The 17,404-nt window shown below is 52.8% G+C and carries 16 protein-coding genes; 14 read left to right on the forward strand and 2 right to left on the reverse strand.

Annotated features, from left to right (window positions below):
* The first annotated feature begins 21 nt into the window (after positions 1–21).
* The 12 genes from LJ739_RS01285 (at position 22) to LJ739_RS01335 (ending at position 13,010) form a co-directional block, all read left to right on the forward strand.
* Complete coding sequence (locus LJ739_RS01285; RefSeq protein ID WP_229156787.1) at positions 22–1,764, forward strand: asparagine synthetase B family protein; 1,743 nt, start codon at positions 22–24, stop codon at positions 1,762–1,764.
* Positions 1,757–2,704, forward strand: a complete 948-nt coding sequence (locus tag LJ739_RS01290; RefSeq protein ID WP_229156788.1) for a polysaccharide deacetylase family protein — start codon at positions 1,757–1,759, stop codon at positions 2,702–2,704. Before LJ739_RS01285 ends, LJ739_RS01290 begins: the two co-directional genes overlap by 8 nt.
* Positions 2,705–2,742: 38 nt before the next feature.
* A complete protein-coding gene (locus LJ739_RS01295) occupies positions 2,743–3,762 on the forward strand; it encodes a GNAT family N-acetyltransferase (protein ID WP_229156789.1) in 1,020 nt (339 codons plus the stop codon).
* 184 nt (positions 3,763–3,946) lie between these two features.
* The gene (locus LJ739_RS01300) at positions 3,947–4,732 is read left to right on the forward strand and encodes a hypothetical protein (protein WP_229156790.1); all 786 of its coding nucleotides are present in this window, start codon (positions 3,947–3,949) and stop codon (positions 4,730–4,732) included.
* A 4-nt stretch (positions 4,733–4,736) separates the two neighbouring features.
* Positions 4,737–5,576 (forward strand): hydrolase 2, exosortase A system-associated, encoded by an 840-nt coding sequence (locus LJ739_RS01305; RefSeq protein WP_229156791.1) that lies wholly within the window; start codon positions 4,737–4,739, stop codon positions 5,574–5,576.
* The gene (locus LJ739_RS01310) at positions 5,569–6,435 is read left to right on the forward strand and encodes a hydrolase 1, exosortase A system-associated (protein ID WP_229156792.1); all 867 of its coding nucleotides are present in this window, start codon (positions 5,569–5,571) and stop codon (positions 6,433–6,435) included. The genes LJ739_RS01305 and LJ739_RS01310 overlap by 8 nt, the downstream gene beginning before the upstream one ends.
* Positions 6,432–7,514, forward strand: a complete 1,083-nt coding sequence (locus tag LJ739_RS01315; RefSeq protein WP_229156793.1) for a hypothetical protein — start codon at positions 6,432–6,434, stop codon at positions 7,512–7,514. The genes LJ739_RS01310 and LJ739_RS01315 overlap by 4 nt, the downstream gene beginning before the upstream one ends.
* A complete protein-coding gene (locus tag LJ739_RS19010) occupies positions 7,507–7,638 on the forward strand; it encodes a hypothetical protein (protein WP_267494124.1) in 132 nt (43 codons plus the stop codon). The genes LJ739_RS01315 and LJ739_RS19010 overlap by 8 nt, the downstream gene beginning before the upstream one ends.
* A 31-nt stretch (positions 7,639–7,669) precedes the next feature.
* On the forward strand, positions 7,670–8,920 hold the full coding sequence (locus tag LJ739_RS01320; RefSeq protein ID WP_229156794.1) for an MBOAT family O-acyltransferase: 1,251 nt from the start codon (positions 7,670–7,672) through the stop codon (positions 8,918–8,920).
* Position 8,921: 1 nt separating this feature from the next.
* Complete coding sequence (locus LJ739_RS01325) at positions 8,922–10,541, forward strand: class I adenylate-forming enzyme family protein (RefSeq protein WP_229156795.1); 1,620 nt, start codon at positions 8,922–8,924, stop codon at positions 10,539–10,541.
* A 28-nt stretch (positions 10,542–10,569) separates the two neighbouring features.
* The gene (locus tag LJ739_RS01330) at positions 10,570–10,815 is read left to right on the forward strand and encodes an acyl carrier protein (RefSeq protein WP_229156796.1); all 246 of its coding nucleotides are present in this window, start codon (positions 10,570–10,572) and stop codon (positions 10,813–10,815) included.
* 2 nt (positions 10,816–10,817) lie between these two features.
* The gene (locus LJ739_RS01335) at positions 10,818–13,010 is read left to right on the forward strand and encodes a sulfotransferase (protein ID WP_229156797.1); all 2,193 of its coding nucleotides are present in this window, start codon (positions 10,818–10,820) and stop codon (positions 13,008–13,010) included.
* Between the two features lie 48 nt (positions 13,011–13,058).
* Here the strand turns inward: LJ739_RS01335 and LJ739_RS01340 are convergent, their stop codons facing one another.
* Together LJ739_RS01340 and LJ739_RS01345 are read right to left on the reverse strand one after the other, a co-directional pair.
* Positions 13,059–14,294, reverse strand: coding sequence for a pyridoxal-dependent decarboxylase, exosortase A system-associated (locus LJ739_RS01340; RefSeq protein ID WP_229156798.1), 1,236 nt, complete (start codon positions 14,292–14,294; stop codon positions 13,059–13,061).
* The gene (locus LJ739_RS01345) at positions 14,287–15,864 is read right to left on the reverse strand and encodes an acyl-CoA ligase (AMP-forming), exosortase A system-associated (protein WP_229156799.1); all 1,578 of its coding nucleotides are present in this window, start codon (positions 15,862–15,864) and stop codon (positions 14,287–14,289) included. Before LJ739_RS01345 ends, LJ739_RS01340 begins: the two co-directional genes overlap by 8 nt.
* 131 nt (positions 15,865–15,995) lie before the next feature.
* Between LJ739_RS01345 and LJ739_RS01350 the strand changes: the two genes are divergently transcribed.
* Together LJ739_RS01350 and wecB are read left to right on the forward strand one after the other, a co-directional pair.
* Positions 15,996–16,238, forward strand: a complete 243-nt coding sequence (locus LJ739_RS01350; RefSeq protein ID WP_229156800.1) for an acyl carrier protein — start codon at positions 15,996–15,998, stop codon at positions 16,236–16,238.
* Between the two features lie 40 nt (positions 16,239–16,278).
* Positions 16,279–17,403, forward strand: coding sequence for a non-hydrolyzing UDP-N-acetylglucosamine 2-epimerase (gene wecB, locus LJ739_RS01355; protein ID WP_229156801.1), 1,125 nt, complete (start codon positions 16,279–16,281; stop codon positions 17,401–17,403).
* Position 17,404 lies beyond the last annotated feature (1 nt).

A 17,404-nucleotide genomic window follows, 5' to 3' on the forward strand; every position in this document is an offset into this window, starting at 1 on the left:
GATTTTAACAGTTGGCAGATTATGGAACAGCAGCAAACGACCTCCGTTACATTGGCCATTGAGGTAGGCAACCGGACGTGCCACATTACCGCGGGCCAGCACAGTGAATATGCACACAATGACCGCGCGCATGTGGTGATCAAAGGGCACCCGAAGACCCAACAAGGTTCACCTGTGGATGCCGAGGGTCTCCTCCTTCTGTGGGATCAGTGCGGCGACCCGGCAGCGCTGTTTGCGCAATTGTACGGACGGTATTTCATCACCCTGGTTGATACGGCCAAACAGCAGGTCGTGCTGTTCAACGATCACATGGGGATGCAGCCGGGGTTTTACGCGCAACAAGGTGACAATCTGCACATCGCAGACAACCTGGGTGCATTGCGTCATCAGCAGGGGGTTGCGGTAACCCTTAATCGTCAGGCGATCTACAACTATTTCTATTCGCACTGCATCCCGGCACCGGACACCATTTACCAGCAGTGTTTTAAGCTGGAACCTGCCAAAGCAGTGATTTTCGAAGGCGCACAGCGGCGCGAGTCGTTGTTGTATCAGCCACACTTTGCGACTCAGGCCTCGGACCCTCAACGCCTGCAAAAAGACTGTCTGTCGATCATTGATGAAGCGGTGTCCCATTACATCACTGATGATTGCGGGGCGTTTCTGAGCGGCGGGCTTGACAGCTCCACCGTGGCGGGGATGCTGGCGCGGCACAAACAACCCGCCAAGACCTTCTCTATCGGTTTTCATCAACCGGACTACGATGAGACCGCTTATGCCCAAATCACTGCCCGGCATTTCAATACTGACCATGAGGTTTTGTATCTGGAACCTGAGCAGGCGGCTGAAAAGTTTGTTGAAGTGGCGCAGTATTTTGACGAGCCCTTTGGTAACTCTTCTGCCATGGCGGCGTATTTTTGTGCCTTGTTTGCTAAACAGCACGGTGTCACACATCTGCTGGCCGGGGATGGTGGTGACGAACTGTTTGCCGGCAATGAGCGCTATGTGAAACAGAAGAAGTTCGAGGTTTTCCATGGCCTGCCAGGCGCAGTGCAATGGCTGCCTCGCTGGATGCTGACGGCTACGCCGTTAAAACAGTTACCTGGCTTTAAGAAAGTGGCCAGTTATATTCGCCAGGCCGATGTGCCGTTGCCGGACCGATTAGAAACCTACAATTTTATCCACCAGTTTGGTGCCAGTGAGATGTTTGCTGCTGATTTCCTGCAGCAGGTGGACACTGAGTACCCGACCAAGCTGAAGCGAGCCCGCTATCAGGAGTGCAGCAGTGAGCACTCTGTGGATCGGATGTTGTACCTTGATTGGAAATTCACGCTGGCGGACAACGATCTGGTTAAAGTCAGTAAAATGTGTGAACTGGCCGGGGTTGAGGTTGACTATCCGTTACTGGACAAGGCGCTGGTTGATTTCAGTTGCACCGTGCCTGCCGATGTTAAATTGCCCGGCGGACAGCTACGTGATTTCTATAAACGCTCATGTAAGGGCTTCCTGGCGGATGAAACACTGAACAAGAGCAAACACGGTTTCGGTTTACCGTTTGGTGTTTGGATGAAGGAAAACCAAACCCTGCAGGCGCTGACTCACGACTGCCTGTCGCGGTTCAAGCAGCGGGGCATCGTCCAGCCAGGATTAATTGATAAAGCGCTACAAGCCCATCAGACGGTGCATGCCGGTTATTATGGCGAACTCATCTGGATCATGGTGATACTGGAGTTGTGGTTGCAGAAACACGGGTTAGACGATGCATAAGTTGTGGCAACTTGGCGGCAAATTGGGCAGCCGCAATAAGCTCAGTATCCTGATCTACCATCAGGTGATGGCCGTTGCCGACCCTATGCGGCCCAGTGAACCTGATGCAAAGCGCTTCGAATGGCAGATGGCCCTGCTGCGCAAGTATTTCACGCCAGTGTCCTTACCCGACGCGGTGGTGATGTTGCGTGAACAACGCTTACCCGCCAATGCGGTGTGTATTACGTTTGATGATGGTTATCTGGATAACCTGACCGTGGCACTACCGATCCTTAAAAAATATCAGATCCCGGCCACCGTGTTTGTCGCTACTGCGTTCAGCGAAGGCGTCAACATGTGGAATGATCGGCTTATCGATCTGATTGGTGACCCGTCACTGACATCCTTGTCGCTCAACGCGATGGACCTGCCAGCCATGCCGCTGGATGATATTGATTCCCGTCAACAGGCGGTAAAAACGCTGATCCCGCTGATAAAATATCAGGATTTTCGTCAACGTCAGACGCTACTTGATGGATTGCTGGCGGAAAACCAGCGAACCGATTCTGCGCCCAAAATGATGACCCCAACCCAGGTTCGGGAACTATCCGACGCGGGCGTCAATATCGGCGCCCACACAGTGGACCACCCGATCATGAAAGTGCAGGATGAAGCCGAGCAATTGCGCCAGTTAACGGTCTGCAAGGAAACCCTGGAACAGTGGTTGGACAAACCGGTGACCGGTTTTGCTTATCCTAACGGTCGTCCCGATACCGACTACGACAGCACTTCCGTCATGCAGGTCAAAAAGGCCGGTTTCGAACATGCGGTGTCGACCCGTTGGGGGATCAATACGCCTTCCACCGACCCGTATCAGCTCAATCGGTTTACCCCTTGGGATCATAGTCAGTCTAAGTTCCATTTACGGCTAGTGTTGAATCAATTATTGTCCAAAGCTTAACAAGCTTGTAAACGATCAAATTTCTGAAAGAGAGACAAATGAATAAGCCCATCCCCCAAAGAAAACTGAGTTACAGTGATTTTTCAGATTTTGATTCCGATCGTCCAGTGTTCCTGACGGCACAATGGTTCGTCCTTTTTTCAAAGTTAATCCCTCAACCCGAATGGTCATCAGGGCTTATTGCTACAAAAGATGAAAAGGTTGGTTTACCCCTAAGAGTAAAAGGTAACCAAGCGGAAAGTCTGACAAACTACTACTCATCAATGTTTGATGTGCTGGGTTGTCATAGTAAGGATGATATTTGTCGACTAATTGAAGAAAATAGAAAGGTGCTTTCAGCCTATTCGACTATCAACTTTTTACCATTGAGGGAAGAGCAAGTAAGTGTTTGGAAAGAGGCTTTATCTCAAATAGGCTTCAAAGCGGAGGCTTATTTTCATACTGTAAACTGGTTTGAAGATGGCATTTGTGGAGTTGAAGACTACTGGGCTAGAAGACCTAGCCGCTTAAAGAATACGGTTAAACGGAAAACGAAGAAGTTAGATAAAGACCCGGAATATCACTGGGATGTAGGAGTACCTGAAACTCTTGCCGAGTTGCAGAGCAAACTGAAGGATTACCACTCAGTATATAACGATAGTTGGAAACAAGAAGAACCACATCTAGACTTTATTAATCAGATGTTGGAGTTGGCTTGGCATCTCGGCCAACTTAGGGTTGGAGTTCTGTATCATAAAAATCAAGCTGTGGCTGCGCAAGTTTGGTTTGTTCAAGAAAAGACAGCCTATATCTTCAAATTGGCTTACCGTAATGCTTACCACGGTCAAAGTGTAGGTACAGTCCTTTCTGCAGCAATTTTTAATTACGTAATAGAGAAAGATAGTGTGACCTGTATTGATTTTTTAACAGGTGATGATGACTATAAAAAAGATTGGATGGGAAGTAAGAGAAGCCTTTTTGGTTTGATCTGCTGTAATACAAAGTCTTTATCTGGACAAGTTGCGTGGTTCAAACAGTTGGTTTCCAAAAAACTCAAAAAACATGGAAATAGGGATTAGCGAGCGTGCATATTAGATATTTTTTTTTGTCTGCCTTCTGCTTTTAGGGGGCAATCACTCATTAGCGGCAGCCCCTAAAATTCTGCTGGATAACCTTCCCCAACCCGATTTAGGGTCGGCGCTGGCGGCAGCCAAAGACGGCAGTACCATTGAGTTAAGCGCCGGTGATTTTCAGCAAAGTGGGGTGCTGAAAGCCAATGATGTCACCATCATCGGACAGCCAGGCACCCGCATCCATGGGCAAGCCTACAAGAATAAGGCAGCGTTGGTTGTTCGTGGAAAGCGTACCACCATCCGACAGATTGAGTGCTTCAATATACAGGTGAAGGACAAAAACGGTGCCTGTGTGAGGCTTATCGGTCGGGACTTAACCCTCGACAATGTTTATTTCCATGATGCCGAGCAAGGCCTGCTAACCGGGGGAAAGCCCGGCATCGTCAAGATCATTAACAGCCGTTTTGAAAACCTGGGACGCATTGGCCGGGCGCACGGAATCTATGTGGGCGGCGGGCAATTGTTCATTCAAAACTCCCACTTTCTGTCGTCCAAAGATGAGGGCCATGAGATTAAGTCCAGGGCGGCAGTGACAGTGATTGAACGCAGTGTCATTGCATCATTGTCGGGTAACGACAGTCGACTCATCGACATTCCCAATGGTGGAGAATTGCGCGTCGTTGATTCGATATTGCAGCAAGGCCCGAACAGCGAAAACTGGAACCTGATTGGCTATGGCCTTGAAGGCTACAAGCACAAAGACAACCGCATCACCTTGGTCGGCAATATCGTGCTGATGGATCGCAGTAGCAATCGCTTCTTGCAGATCAAGCGTGACAAGGTCGAACCTGAGATACGCAGCAATGCGTTTATCGGACCGGTCAAAGACCGCTACGGGGGCAATAATCTGTATTTTGACGATCGCGATGCCGCCCAATTGCCTGATTTTCCCTTTTTACCTGCGCTGGAAAAATGACCTTATGAGCCTGCAACGCATACCGGTATTTATGCCTCTCAACGATGCTGAGTTGTTTTGTTTTACGGTACGTCCACAGGGACAATCCAACGGCGCTTTACTGTTCATTCCTCCCTTTGCAGAAGAAATGAACAAGTCGCGCAAAATGATGACCCTGATGATGGAAGCGGCCGCTCAAGCGGGCTATGAAAGCCACCTGTTGGATGTTTATGGCACCGGTGACAGTGCCGGGGATTTTGGTCAGGCGAGCTGGCAACACTGGGTCGACGACCTTGTGGCATGGATTAGCGCCTGGCGAGCCCAGCAGCCTGACTTGGCGTTACAGATTGTTGCATTGCGCAGCGGCGCTTTGCTGTGCAATGCCGTGTGTGAACAGCTGACCGATACTGATTTTATTGCGCGGATTCACTATTGGCAGCCCGTGTTTAATGGCACGCAATTTGTGAATCAGTTTCTGCGTCTTCGTCTGGCGGCAGATATGATCAAGCAGGACAGTAAACCCCTGACGGTGAAAGACTTACGTGCCCAGTTGCAACAGGATGGTCGATTGGAAGTGGCCGGGTACACACTTCAGCAAGCCTTGATTGACGGGCTTGAAGGGGCTCCTGTTACGCCATCGTCATTGTCATCGGCGACGCCGCTGCATGTCTATGAGGTGTCTGGTCGTGGACAACTGACGCCTGCACTGAGCAAAGCCGTCACAAGCCTCGAACAACAATATCCCACCCGGGTCCACACGTTGATTGGTCCCTCGTTCTGGAACGCGCAGGAGATTGCCCTGTGTGATGATCTTATCAACACCACACTCACGGCACTGAACGGTGAGGAGTCGGCCGATGACTGAACAGGCATTTACGTTTCAGGGTGAAAAGGGAGAGTTGATTGGTATCAGCCATCATCCCCAGGAGTCAGGCGGCAACACCGGTGTGCTGATTGTGGTGGGTGGACCCCAGACACGGGTCGGTAGCCATCGACAGTTTGTGTTGCTGGCCCGTCACCTGGCAGAAAAAGGCCTGCCCTGCATGCGTTTTGATTACTATGGGATGGGTGACAGCGAAGGCCGTGAAGCTAACTTTTTACACGCAGCCGGCGACATCGACGCCGCCATTCGCCAGGCCAAAGTCGTGCTCAATGTAGACAAGATCGCCTTGTGGGGGCTGTGTGACGCTGCGTCTTCCATGTTGTTGTGGGCCCGTCAGTATGACAACGATTGTGTGTCGCACATGGTTCTGCTCAATCCCTGGGCCCGTTCTGAACAGGGCGAGGCCAAAACCCTGGTCAAGCATTATTATCTGGCGCGACTCAAAGATCGTCAGTTCTGGCGCAAAGTGTTGCGGCTGGAGTTTGATGTGGGTGCGTCGTTGTCCTCATTGACTAAGAATCTGCTCGCGATGCGCGGTAAAGCACACAGCGCGGAGACGTCTGCTCTCGCGCCCAGCACTGAAGACAATTACATCAGTCACATGTTACAGGGGCTGCGTCGTTTTACGGGCGATATCTCGTTGATCATCAGTGGCCAGGATCTCACCGCCGCCGAGTTCGAACAGGTGGTGGCTGATTCTACCGACTGGCAAAACAGTATCGCCTCCAAGTGCAGCAACAACCATCGTATCGACGCGGCCAACCATACCTTTTCCAGTGCCCTGTGGCGGGACGAAGTCGCCACCAAGACCGAAGCGTTTATCAAAGGAGGGCAGGGATGAGTCAGGCGCAAGATACTGCATCTATTACCCCCTGGCATGCGTTTAAACGGGGCCTGACCAATCCATCGGGCTTGGCGCTATCAGTGACCCTTGCCATTCCGTTGGGGTTGTTATTGTGGGTTATGTTGTGGGTCAATGAGGCGTGGTTTGCGTCCGACAATCACCGTTGGTTTGCCGACAGTGCGTTTGATGATGCCACATTTGTGTCGGCCCGGGCATTGACCCTGGGATACAGTGATCCCAACCGTGACAAAGTCATCATTGTCGGCGCGTCAGCAACACGGGTGGCGATGCGCCCGGAAATGATCCGACAACGGGTTGGCGACAGTGCCGAAATTTATCCGATGGCCACAGGTCGACAAACGTTCTGGGAAAGCCAGCATCTGCTCAGCCGGTTACCACAGGGTAGTCAGGGTATCGTGTTTGTTGGATTGGGGCCCTCCCGGCTGACCCAGCCATTGGACAGTCTGCAAGACATACTGAACTCGCCGCGGGTTGCGTTTCGCAGTGAAACGTTTGACAACACCCTGTTGGCTCACGGTTTTACCCCGCGCCAGCCGCACACGAACTATGCGTTGGATAACGCCAGCTTTTTACTCGCGAGGGTACCGGCCCTGCTGCGTAACCTGGTGATGGGACCTCCAACCTACTCGGCGGGGTATCTGGACGGTCCTGCTGCGAAAAAAAGGGCCTATGATCGTATTGCCAAGCGCGTCGCCGCCAGATGGGATGATTACGATGCTAATCACAGGCACAATCTCGACGCGCTTTCGGATCTGATTGCCTTTATCCGCGCGCGCTCCGACATGCAGATTGTGCTTCTCGAACATCCGATGAATCCGGCCTTTGAGCAAGAGTATCTGCCGGCTGCATTGCGTCAAAAGCATCAGCAATTGCTCACTGACTTTGCCCAGGAGCATCAGGTGCAATACTGGCAACCTGCCAGTACATTGGATTTCAGTACTGACGCATTCTATGACTGGGCCCATTTGCGAGACCGTGAGGCGGCAAATCAGTACACCCGGAAAGTCATGCAACTGGCCCTGGCAGAGGGGTTGTGGGAGAACAACAATGAATAACGTTTGGCTTCGTGCAGGCCGAGTCGTGCAGGGTATCGTGCTGGGCGTGTTCCTCACCCTGGCGTTGGTGGAAATTGCATTGCTTGAGCATGGCGCGGTGGTGTTTCGCTACCAGGGTTTTTAACCACCATCGTGTGCAATAAACAGGAATAAGTATGTTCAGTGATATGACATTTTGGCTTTGCTTGGCCGTCAGTGTGGTGTTGTTTTGGTCGTTGCCCGGACGGTGGCGGTTTGGCTTTGTCGGGCTGATCTCTTTCGCCTATCTGTTTTCTCTGGACGGCAGTTTATTCTCGGCAAATGGCCAGTTTGACAGCGCTGCACTGCTGACCAAAAACCGCCAGACCTTGTTGCACCTGATTGTGTGGACGGGCGTGTTCTATGTTGTGTGCAACAACTTGTCGCGCTTTGGTCGCTGGCGTCCCTATGCGGTGCCGTCCTTGGTGATAGGCATCCTTTGTTACCTGGCGTATTTTAAATACGTGCCAACCCTGTTGGGGTATGTGGCCGGCAAACCCCTCGACAAGCACATTCTGATCCCGTTGGGGATCAGTTACTTTTCATTCAAGTTCATCCACTACGCGATTGAATGCTCGCGGGGCAATATCAAGGCCCATTCGTTGTCGCAGTTTTTCGCGTATATTTACCTGTTTCCGATTTTCACTGCCGGGCCCATTGAGCGTTTTGATCATTTTCAGAACCAGCAGCACCGACAATTGCGGCGCGATGATGTGATTCTGGGCAGCACCCGAATTGTGCACGGTTTGATCAAGAAGTTTGTGGTTGCGGGGGTTCTGTTAACCAGTTTGCAGCCCTTTGGTACCGAACAACTGCTCAACAACCTGGATCAATTGCACTTTTGGGATGTGTGGTGGTTTCTGGTCCTGTCATACCTGATCATCTACATGGATTTCAGTGCCTACAGTGATATTGCTATCGGTGCCAGCCGTCTGTTTGGTTTTACCATCATGGAAAACTTCAATTGGCCGGTATTGGCGCCCAATATCAGTAACTTCTGGAAACGCTGGCACATGACACTGGCCAACTGGTGTCAGGCGTACGTTTACATGCCGACCCTGGGGCTAACCCGTCAGCCCTATGCCGCAGTGTTCATGACATTTCTGGCCATTGGCCTGTGGCATGCGGGTTCATTGAATTTTATTGCCTGGGGTCTGTATCACGGTTTGGGTGTGTCGGCCTATTTTGCGTGGAATAAGGTCAAACGTAAGAAACGCTGGTTTTTCCTCGAACGGGGCAAGTTCAAGTATTGGGGAGTGCCGGTTACCTTTCTGTACATGGCGGGCAGCTTTGCCTTTACCATGACCCACCAGACCGGTCATCCGAGTGAGTTTTACGCGGCGCTGCGGATTTTGTGTGCTGCTTTTGGTGTGACTCTGGAGGCGTAGCATGACTGACTCAATCATCCAACGTCTGGCTGACCACGCGCTACGACAAGGCGACAAGGTGGCGCTGTACGGTCGTCAGGCCGACGGACAAACCTACCAGTTAACCTATCAACAGTTGTACCAGGACGTGTTTCGCTGGGCTGACGTGATCAGACAGGCCTATCCGGACAGCGAAGGCAATCTGGTACCGATTTTTACCCAGAAATCCCCATCCATGGTGGTCGGCATCCTTGCCAGTATGGCGGCCGGTCAGTGTGCCGCGCCCCTCAACAATAAGCTGCGACCGGTGCAATTGGCGCAGGTGCTTGACGCGTCATCGGCACGTATCGGTTTTATCGACAATGCTGCGCTACTGGCATTGCGCACGGCTAAACAGGGTGATATCCCGGCCCATTGTCAGTGGTTGTGGCATGATCACCACGTCGCGCAGAAAATGCACCACAATCAATTTAACCGGTTGCAGGACTGGTTGCCGATCATGCCGTGGCAACCGGGCGAGGCCAGTGAAATCATGGCGCCTGTGATCGCGGATGGTCCTGGTGTGTGTTTGTTTACCTCCGGGTCCACCGGCGTACCCAAAGGGGTGTTGATTGGTGTGGATGATTTGCTGGCACGTGCTGAGGCAGAGATAGGGCTTTTCTCTCTGTCCGGCGACGATGTTCTGCTCAACATATTGCCCTTTTCGTTCGACGTGGGCCTGAATCAGCTGCTCACCGCAATCGTGGTCGGCGCGCCGTTGGTGATCCTGGATTCCTGGCTGCCGACAGACATCATCAATGCGGTAGCAACGTTTGGAGTGACGGGCATCTCCGGCGTACCGGCAATCTGGCAAGACTTTTTACACCAGCAACTTGCCTTCAATGTGCCTTCAACCTTGCGCTATATCACCGTATCCGGTGGGTCACTGGCCCACGAACTGGTCACCCGGCTTCCCTCATTAGCGCCCAACCTGCAGGTGTTTAAAACCTACGGACAAACCGAGGCTTTTCGTCTCACGGCCCTGCACCCTCAGCACCTGCACAGCAAACCAAACAGCGTGGGTACGCCGTTTGGCGGCGCACGGGTTTACATTGTTAATGAGCGGGGTGAGTCTGCTGCGCCAATGGAAGAGGGCGAGGTGATCCATACCGGCTTGGGCACCATGCACGGCTACCTTGGGGAAGTGGCGGGGGATGAAAAGTGCCGGGCGAATCCTTTTGCCACTGGCCCTGACGACCCACAACTGGCGATTTACACCGGCGACTATGGCTATCTGGATGAAGACGGCTTTCTGTTCTTGCGCGGCCGCAAGGATCACATGGTCAAAATCAGCGGTAATCGTGTCTATCCCAATGAGGTCGTGCCCCACCTTCTGGCCTTGGACGCAGTTGCAGATGCCGCCGTGGTTGCTGTACCCCACGAAAACGACTATACCCTTGTTGCCGCACTGGTGGCGACGGCAGAGCCGTTGGACAACCTGATGGTAATCCGGCACATTGGGCAGATGGTGGCGGCCTACATGGTACCGCGGCACGTTCTGTGGTTGCCGTCTTTACCCCGTACGGCCAGCGGAAAACCCGATTTAAACACAATTCAGCAGATGGCCACGCAACACGTGGTTGATGCACAATCACAACGATAACAACCATGACGATCAGAGAGGAAATATCATGGCATTGAATGAAGCAGCGTTAACCGCGTTTTTGCAGGACAATATGGGCGTCGATCCGAATGATTTGGACGCGGACGCAGCCCTTTTTTCTTCCAACCTGCTGGATTCTTTCAGCATGGTGGAACTGATCATGTTCATTGAGCAATCCGCGGATATTAAGCTTAATCCTTCGGATATCCAGCTTGATAACCTTGATAGTATTAACCGCATCCTGTCCTTTGTGGACGCAGCTAAAGACGCCTGATCATGTTCATCGAAGCGCCGCTAATCCAGCACATTGCCCGACAACACGGTACGCCGTTTTTTGTCTACGATCTGGACATGGTTGATCAACGGATCAAGACCCTTAACGAGGGGTTTGAAGGACTGTTCAAGATCAGCTATGCCATGAAGTGCAATCCTCACCGCGTATTCCTGGAGCGATTTAAGGCACAATTGCCGTCACTGGACATATCCTCTGGCGGGGAATTGATCCGTGCGCTTGATGCCGGTTGGGATGCCGCCAAGATCAGTTTTACCGGGCCTGGTAAGCAGCGCTGGGAGCTCGAACATGCGGTTAACAGTGGGGTGGGTAAGATCATCGTCGAGTCTCCCCGCGAAATCGACATGCTCAATGACATTTGTGCGGATGCACAACGTCAGCAGTCGATCCTGATCCGGGTATCGCCACAACACCTGCCAAAAGGGTTTGGGGTGAATATGTCCGGTAAGCCCAATCAATTTGGCGTTGACGAAGAACATGTTGAAGCGGCGATTGACCAGATCAAGGCCTCGGAGCACCTGGCGTTGGTCGGCTTTCATATCTACTCCGGCACCCAGTGTTTGACGCCGTCAGCGATTTGCGAAAACTTCGCCAATTTCATTCGCTTGTTTGAACAGTTCAGTGAGTACGCTGACATTGAGCCGCAAGCGCTGATTTTCGGTTCGGCGTTTGGGATCCCTTACCATGAGGGCATGCAAACCCTCGACATTGATGAGGTTATCGCCGGTGCGTTACCGCAACTGAAAGGGTTAAAGGCACAGTCCCGCTTCAAAGACACCGGATTATACCTTGAATTGGGCCGTTGGCTGGTGGGCGAAGCAGGCAACTATGTAACGTCCGTGGTATCGACCAAGGAATCCCGTGGAACCACCATCGGCGTCTGTGACGGCGGAATGCATCACCATCTCGGTGCCTGTGGTCACCTTGGCAGCGTGATACATCGCAACTATCAGATGCAGCGTATTGCCAACACACAGCAGTCCACTGCGGTGGAGAACGGCAAAGTTAACCTCGTAGGGTCACTGTGTACCAGTATCGATACGCTGGGCCACGGTGTGGCTTTTGACGGACTCTCGGTTGGCGACCTGGTCTCAATTGGTTGCTCCGGTGGTTATGGCGCAACCTCCAGCCCGGTCAATTTTATCAGTCATCCTTATCCGCAGGAGTTCGCTATCCAGCGTGACCAACAAGGCGCAACCATCACGCCTCTGGCGGATGACTATCGTGCTGACTTCTCTTCTGTACAAGCACTCAGAAAGCCCCAACAGGAGGCTCGGGAAGGGATCGTGGTGCTCGGAACACCACGCTCCGGAACCACCTTGTTACGTCGATTACTCAATGCCCACCCGCGCATTGCGTGCCCAGGGGAAACCAACCTGTTGTCGGCCTGCGCGCGTTTTTTGCATCGTGAAACCATTGCTGAAGGGGTTGAGGTGGGTGTTGAAGCTGGCCTGAAGCACGCCGGTTTTGCGCAGGCAGAGATCTTGAACCGTTTGCGAGACATGGCGTTCGGGTTTCACCGTGATTATGCCCGTCGCCAGGGCAAAGCCCGGTGGGCGGAGAAAACCGCCTTTGACAGCTTCCACATTGACGATATCGAACGGGTGTGTGGCGAGCAGGTGCACTACCTGTGCATGATCCGGCATGGTCTCGACTTCGTGGTCAGTATGCAGGAGCTGTGTGACAAGAATCAGGCGTACTTGCAGGAAGTCCACGACTACATCCGACGGTACCCCAAGCCGCTGGAAGCGTTTGCCCATCTGTGGGTTGCGCTGACGGAACAGTTGCTGGCCTTTGCTCAGCGTCACCCGCACGATGCGGCATTGATCAAGTACGAAGACCTGGTCGCTGCGCCTCATGACGTGCTCTCAGGTGCATTGTCTGTGTGTGCAGAGACGTGCCCCGACGATCTGATTGACACTGCCTTGCAGGACAAGGACTCATTGGGACTGGGGGACTGGAAAACCTACGGCAAAACAGCCATCGAAGCGGGCAGTGTGTCCCGTGGTGACGGGCTCAGCGCGCGCACCAAGGGAGACCTGGCGACCATCATGAATCCAACGCTGGAAAAATGTGGTTATGCGCCTATCCCGTTGCATCAACAACACAGTGACGATGATGCCGCCCGGCGTTATGAGCTGGGTTTGTTGCTGGCGGGTCTGAAAAACAAAGACTGAGGGTCTGCGACCACACGGGAGCCCGTGTGGTCGTGCTTGCTGTTTTGGCTACAGGCAGATTTCGTGCACGTGTGGATGGCCGAGAAAATCCTGTGGACTTGCGGTCGGACCATAGGCTCCGGACTGAAACACCACAAGCCAGTCGCCCAGTTGAGGATCGTTCAACGCCATCTTGTCCGCCAGTGTGTCGAGCGGCGTACACAGAGGACCTACCGCGGTAACCAGCGTTTTTTCAAACCCGTCACCCAGTTTGTTTCCGATCGCCACAGGATAGTTTTTACGGATCACCTGGCCAAAATTGCCGGAGTTGGACAAATGATGGTGCAGGCCACCATTGGTCATCACAAACGTATGGCCGCGGGATGTCTTGATGTCGGTAATACGGCTGGCGTACACACCGGCCTCTGCAACCAGATAGCGTCCCAGTTCGATGATCAACTCCAGTGCCGCCAGGTGCGGGTACTGCTGCAATAACGCCGTCAGGTTTTCGCCAATCGGGGCCAGTTCAAGCCGTTGTTCGCCGGGGAAGTAGGGAATACCAAAACCGCCGCCGATATTGATGGTGCGGGTTGGAACCGGCGTCGCTTTTACAAGCTTATCTGCCAGTGCGAAGGTGTTGGTATGGGCCTCGGTGATGGCATCGACTTTGAGGTTCTGTGAGCCCCAGAAAATATGGAAGCCACGGAATTCAAAGGTGTTGTAATCGAGTGTGGGCAACCAGTCGAACAGGAACTCTTCATCCAGCCCGAATTGCTTGGGACCACCGCCCATCTTCATGCCGGAGGCTTTTAATTCAAACGCCGGATTGACGCGAAAAGCCACTTTGGGTTTCTTACCCAACTGCTCACCAAGGCTGACCGCTCTGGACAACTCCAGCGCAGACTCGACATGCAGGGTGACGCCCGCAACAATGGCGGCTTCAATTTCGGCTTCCTGCTTGCTGGGGCCAGCAAAGCTGATGTCATCCGCAGGCATGCCCGTTTGCAGGGCCAGCAACATTTCTTTCTGCGAAGCCACATCAAAGCCTTCCACCCAGTCGCGCATGGTGTTGACCAAGGGCGCATAAGGGTTGGCTTTGATCGCATAATGCAATTTGATCGGGGCCGGAATGTGCTGGTGAAACTTGTCAATTTGCGCTTTTACCACGGAAGTGTCGTAGGCGTAGAACACCGCTTTGTCGAGCAGACGGGCAATATCATCCAGCGTATGACCGCCAATCAACAGCTGATTTGCTTGCTGCGCAAACTGATCCATTGGCGCGTGTACGGGGGTAGGTTTAGCCATTGCTGTATTTTTCCTTCATCGCTTTGCTCAGGGTGCTACGGTCAACTTTGCCGTTCGGGTTGCGCGGTAGTGCTTCATGGACTTCCAAATGCTTGGGGTGCATGAAATTGGGCAGGTGCTTTTTGCACAATGCCAGCAATGCGTTTTCGTCCAGCGCCTCACCTTCTTTTAATACCATCAGCACCACAATGGCCTGTCCAAGCTCAAGATCATTGACGCCACAGGCGACCACTTCAGCCAGCGCTTCGATACCCTGGTACAAGGCTTCTTCCACTTCCATCGGACTGACCCGATAGCCGGAGGTCTTGATCATCTCATCTCGCCGACCAACAAAGTACAGGTAGCCCTCGGCATCCCGTTTGACAGTGTCTCCCGACCAAACTGCCATCTCCTGCAATATCAGTCCGTTTTGTTTGCTGGGCACCGGCTTGAACCGTTCGGCGGTTTTTTCACTGTCATTCCAATAGCCAAGACTAACGTGCGGACCGCGATGCACCAGTTCACCCGGCTCATCCACATCACACTCGCTGCCGTCTTCGCGCACCACCATGATTTCAGCGTTAGGGATAGCCTTGCCCATAGAGCCTGGGCGCTGATCCACTTGTGATGGATGAAGGTAGGTGCTGCGAAACGCTTCTGTCAGGCCGTACATCAGATAGGGATGGGCGTTAGGGAAGGTTTCGCGCAGTTTATCCAGCGTCACCTTGGGCATTGCGCCACCGGAATTGGTGAAATAGCGCAACTGATGGGTGGCTTCCTGTGGCCAGTTCACTTTCATCAACTGTTGCCACAGTGGCGGTACCGCAGCCAGTCCGGTGACCTGGTGCTTGGCCATGGTCTTGACCACATCACCCGGCAGAAGGTAGTCGAGTAAAACACAGGTGGCCCCGACCAGAAAGGCAGTAGTGACCTGGCTCAGACCATAGTCGAAACTCAGTGGTAACAGCGCCAGTATCACATCATCTGCGTTGTTTTCCAGGTATTGGCTGACGCTCATGGCACCACAGACTAAGTTACGGTGTGATAGCACGACGCCTTTGGGTTTACCTGTGCTGCCAGACGTGTACAGAATGGCCGCCATATCGTTATCAACACGATGTTGATGGGTAATCTGTCCCTGAGGCATTTCGCTCCACAGGGTTACGGGGAGCGTGGTCATCTCGGTGGCGGGAAGCTTATCAACCAGTACGATGTGTTGCAGTGCCGGACAATCAGGCAATATGTCTTGTAAGCCTTTGAGCCGATCACTGCTGGTGATCAGTATCTGCACATCACAATCATTCAGGATATGTTGTACCTGAGGGGCTTTGAGGACCGGATTGACCGGTACGAATACACCGTGCGCCCGGCTGCTGGCAAACAGCGAAACAATGGTTTCGATGCGTTTGGGGAGAAACACTGCAACCCTGCTGTGACGGGAAAGTCCGATGCCGGCAAGGCCCCCTGCGGCTTGTTCAACTTGCGCTTCCAGTTGCGCGTAAGTCAGCTCTTCACGCTTAAAGATGAGTGCGTGAGCCTCGGGTGTCCGTTGGGCGGTGTGTGAAACCAGTTGATCAAAGAAGGTCACCATAACTGCATTAACTCTCTATTTGTTGTCCAGCAACTATTTCTTATTCGAATAAATAATGGAACAATAGCATGATGACAATGGAGCCCTGCTCTGTCCACACGAAAAGACGTAATAATACAGGTACTATCACAATGAATACACCCGCTCTGGTGAAAGATATTTTGATCGATGTTCTGCAACTCTCCAGTGACGAGACGTTTGATGAGGATACCCCTTTGCTGGGTGCTATCCCTGAATTTGATTCCATGGCGGTTGTCAGTGTTATCACTGCCATTGAAGATACCTTTGGTATCGAAGTGGATGATGATGAAATCAGTGCTGATGTGTTTGAGACATTCGGGTCGCTGTGCACCTTTGTCGAGTCCAAGGTATAAGAAGCCACGTCCCTTCCACTTTTAGCGAAAAGGATCATTCATGGCCTACAAGAAAGTATTGTTGGTGTTTGGCACGCGTCCTGAAGCCATCAAAATGGCTCCGCTGGTGCTTGAATTGCGCCGCCATCAGGCGCTCGACGTACAGGTTTGCGTGACCGCGCAACACCGTGAAATGCTCGACCAGGTGTTGGCGCTGTTTGCACTGACGCCGGATTACGATCTTGATTTGATGCAACCAGGACAGGATTTGTACGATATCACCAGTAAAGCCCTGCTGGGATTGCGCGATGTGTTCAAACAGGCCGAACCGGACCTGGTGCTGGTACACGGTGATACGACCACCACCTTTGCGGCGTCGCTGGCGGCATTTTATCAACGCATTCCGGTGGGCCACGTTGAAGCGGGTCTGCGCACAGGGGATATCTACAGCCCGTGGCCGGAAGAAATCAATCGTACTTTGACCGGCGCCATGACGGCGTTGCATTTTGCCCCGACCGAACGGGCACAACAGAATCTTTTAGCAGAGAACAAAGCAGCGGATGCCATTCATGTGACCGGCAATACGGTGATTGACGCCTTGATCCAGGTGGAAGAGAAAATCCGCACTGACGATTCCCTCAATGATACGATGGCCAAGCGCTTTGACTTTCTGGATCCGGCTAAAAAGCTGATCCTGGTGACAGGCCACCGTCGCGAGAGTTTTGGTGGCGGCTTTGAGAACATCTGTCGGGCCCTGAAAACCTTGTCAGAGCAGCCCGATGTGCAAATACTCTATCCGGTGCATCTCAACCCGAATGTGCAGGAGCCGGTCAATCGGTTGCTCAAAGGCATCGACAATGTGTTTCTGATTGAACCGCAGGATTACCTGCCGTTCGTTTATCTGATGAGTAAGGCCACCATCATCCTGACCGACTCGGGTGGGGTGCAGGAAGAAGCCCCTTCACTGGGTAAACCGGTGTTGGTGATGCGTGATACTACCGAGCGCCCGGAAGCGGTTGAGGCCGGCACGGTGAAGCTGGTGGGAACGGATTATCAGGCCATCGTGGAGCAGGCAACGACATTGTTGACTGATTCGGCGGCCTATCAACAAATGGCCTTTGCCCATAACCCGTATGGCGATGGCAAAGCGTGCGAGCGGATCGCACAGATCATATTAGCGAATTAGG

Origin of the sequence: Fluctibacter halophilus (genome assembly GCF_020687825.1) — a bacterium.
Classification (GTDB): domain Bacteria; phylum Pseudomonadota; class Gammaproteobacteria; order Enterobacterales; family Alteromonadaceae; genus Fluctibacter; species Fluctibacter halophilus.

Excerpts from the sequence above, each read along its gene's own strand:
- LJ739_RS01325 (WP_229156795.1), top strand. The coding sequence starts at position 8,922 with ATGACTGACTCAATCATCCAACGTCTGGCTGACCACGCGCTACGACAA.
- LJ739_RS01320 (WP_229156794.1), top strand. The coding sequence starts at position 7,670 with ATGTTCAGTGATATGACATTTTGGCTTTGCTTGGCCGTCAGTGTGGTG.
- wecB (WP_229156801.1), top strand. The coding sequence starts at position 16,279 with ATGGCCTACAAGAAAGTATTGTTGGTGTTTGGCACGCGTCCTGAAGCC.
- LJ739_RS01295 (WP_229156789.1), top strand. The coding sequence starts at position 2,743 with ATGAATAAGCCCATCCCCCAAAGAAAACTGAGTTACAGTGATTTTTCA.
- LJ739_RS01340 (WP_229156798.1), bottom strand. The coding sequence starts at position 14,294 with ATGGCTAAACCTACCCCCGTACACGCGCCAATGGATCAGTTTGCGCAG.
- LJ739_RS19010 (WP_267494124.1), top strand. The coding sequence starts at position 7,507 with ATGAATAACGTTTGGCTTCGTGCAGGCCGAGTCGTGCAGGGTATCGTG.
- LJ739_RS01345 (WP_229156799.1), bottom strand. The coding sequence starts at position 15,864 with ATGGTGACCTTCTTTGATCAACTGGTTTCACACACCGCCCAACGGACA.
- LJ739_RS01285 (WP_229156787.1), top strand. The coding sequence starts at position 22 with ATGGAACAGCAGCAAACGACCTCCGTTACATTGGCCATTGAGGTAGGC.
- LJ739_RS01350 (WP_229156800.1), top strand. The coding sequence starts at position 15,996 with ATGAATACACCCGCTCTGGTGAAAGATATTTTGATCGATGTTCTGCAA.
- LJ739_RS01330 (WP_229156796.1), top strand. The coding sequence starts at position 10,570 with ATGGCATTGAATGAAGCAGCGTTAACCGCGTTTTTGCAGGACAATATG.
- LJ739_RS01315 (WP_229156793.1), top strand. The coding sequence starts at position 6,432 with ATGAGTCAGGCGCAAGATACTGCATCTATTACCCCCTGGCATGCGTTT.
- LJ739_RS01310 (WP_229156792.1), top strand. The coding sequence starts at position 5,569 with ATGACTGAACAGGCATTTACGTTTCAGGGTGAAAAGGGAGAGTTGATT.
- LJ739_RS01290 (WP_229156788.1), top strand. The coding sequence starts at position 1,757 with ATGCATAAGTTGTGGCAACTTGGCGGCAAATTGGGCAGCCGCAATAAG.
- LJ739_RS01305 (WP_229156791.1), top strand. The coding sequence starts at position 4,737 with ATGAGCCTGCAACGCATACCGGTATTTATGCCTCTCAACGATGCTGAG.
- LJ739_RS01335 (WP_229156797.1), top strand. The coding sequence starts at position 10,818 with ATGTTCATCGAAGCGCCGCTAATCCAGCACATTGCCCGACAACACGGT.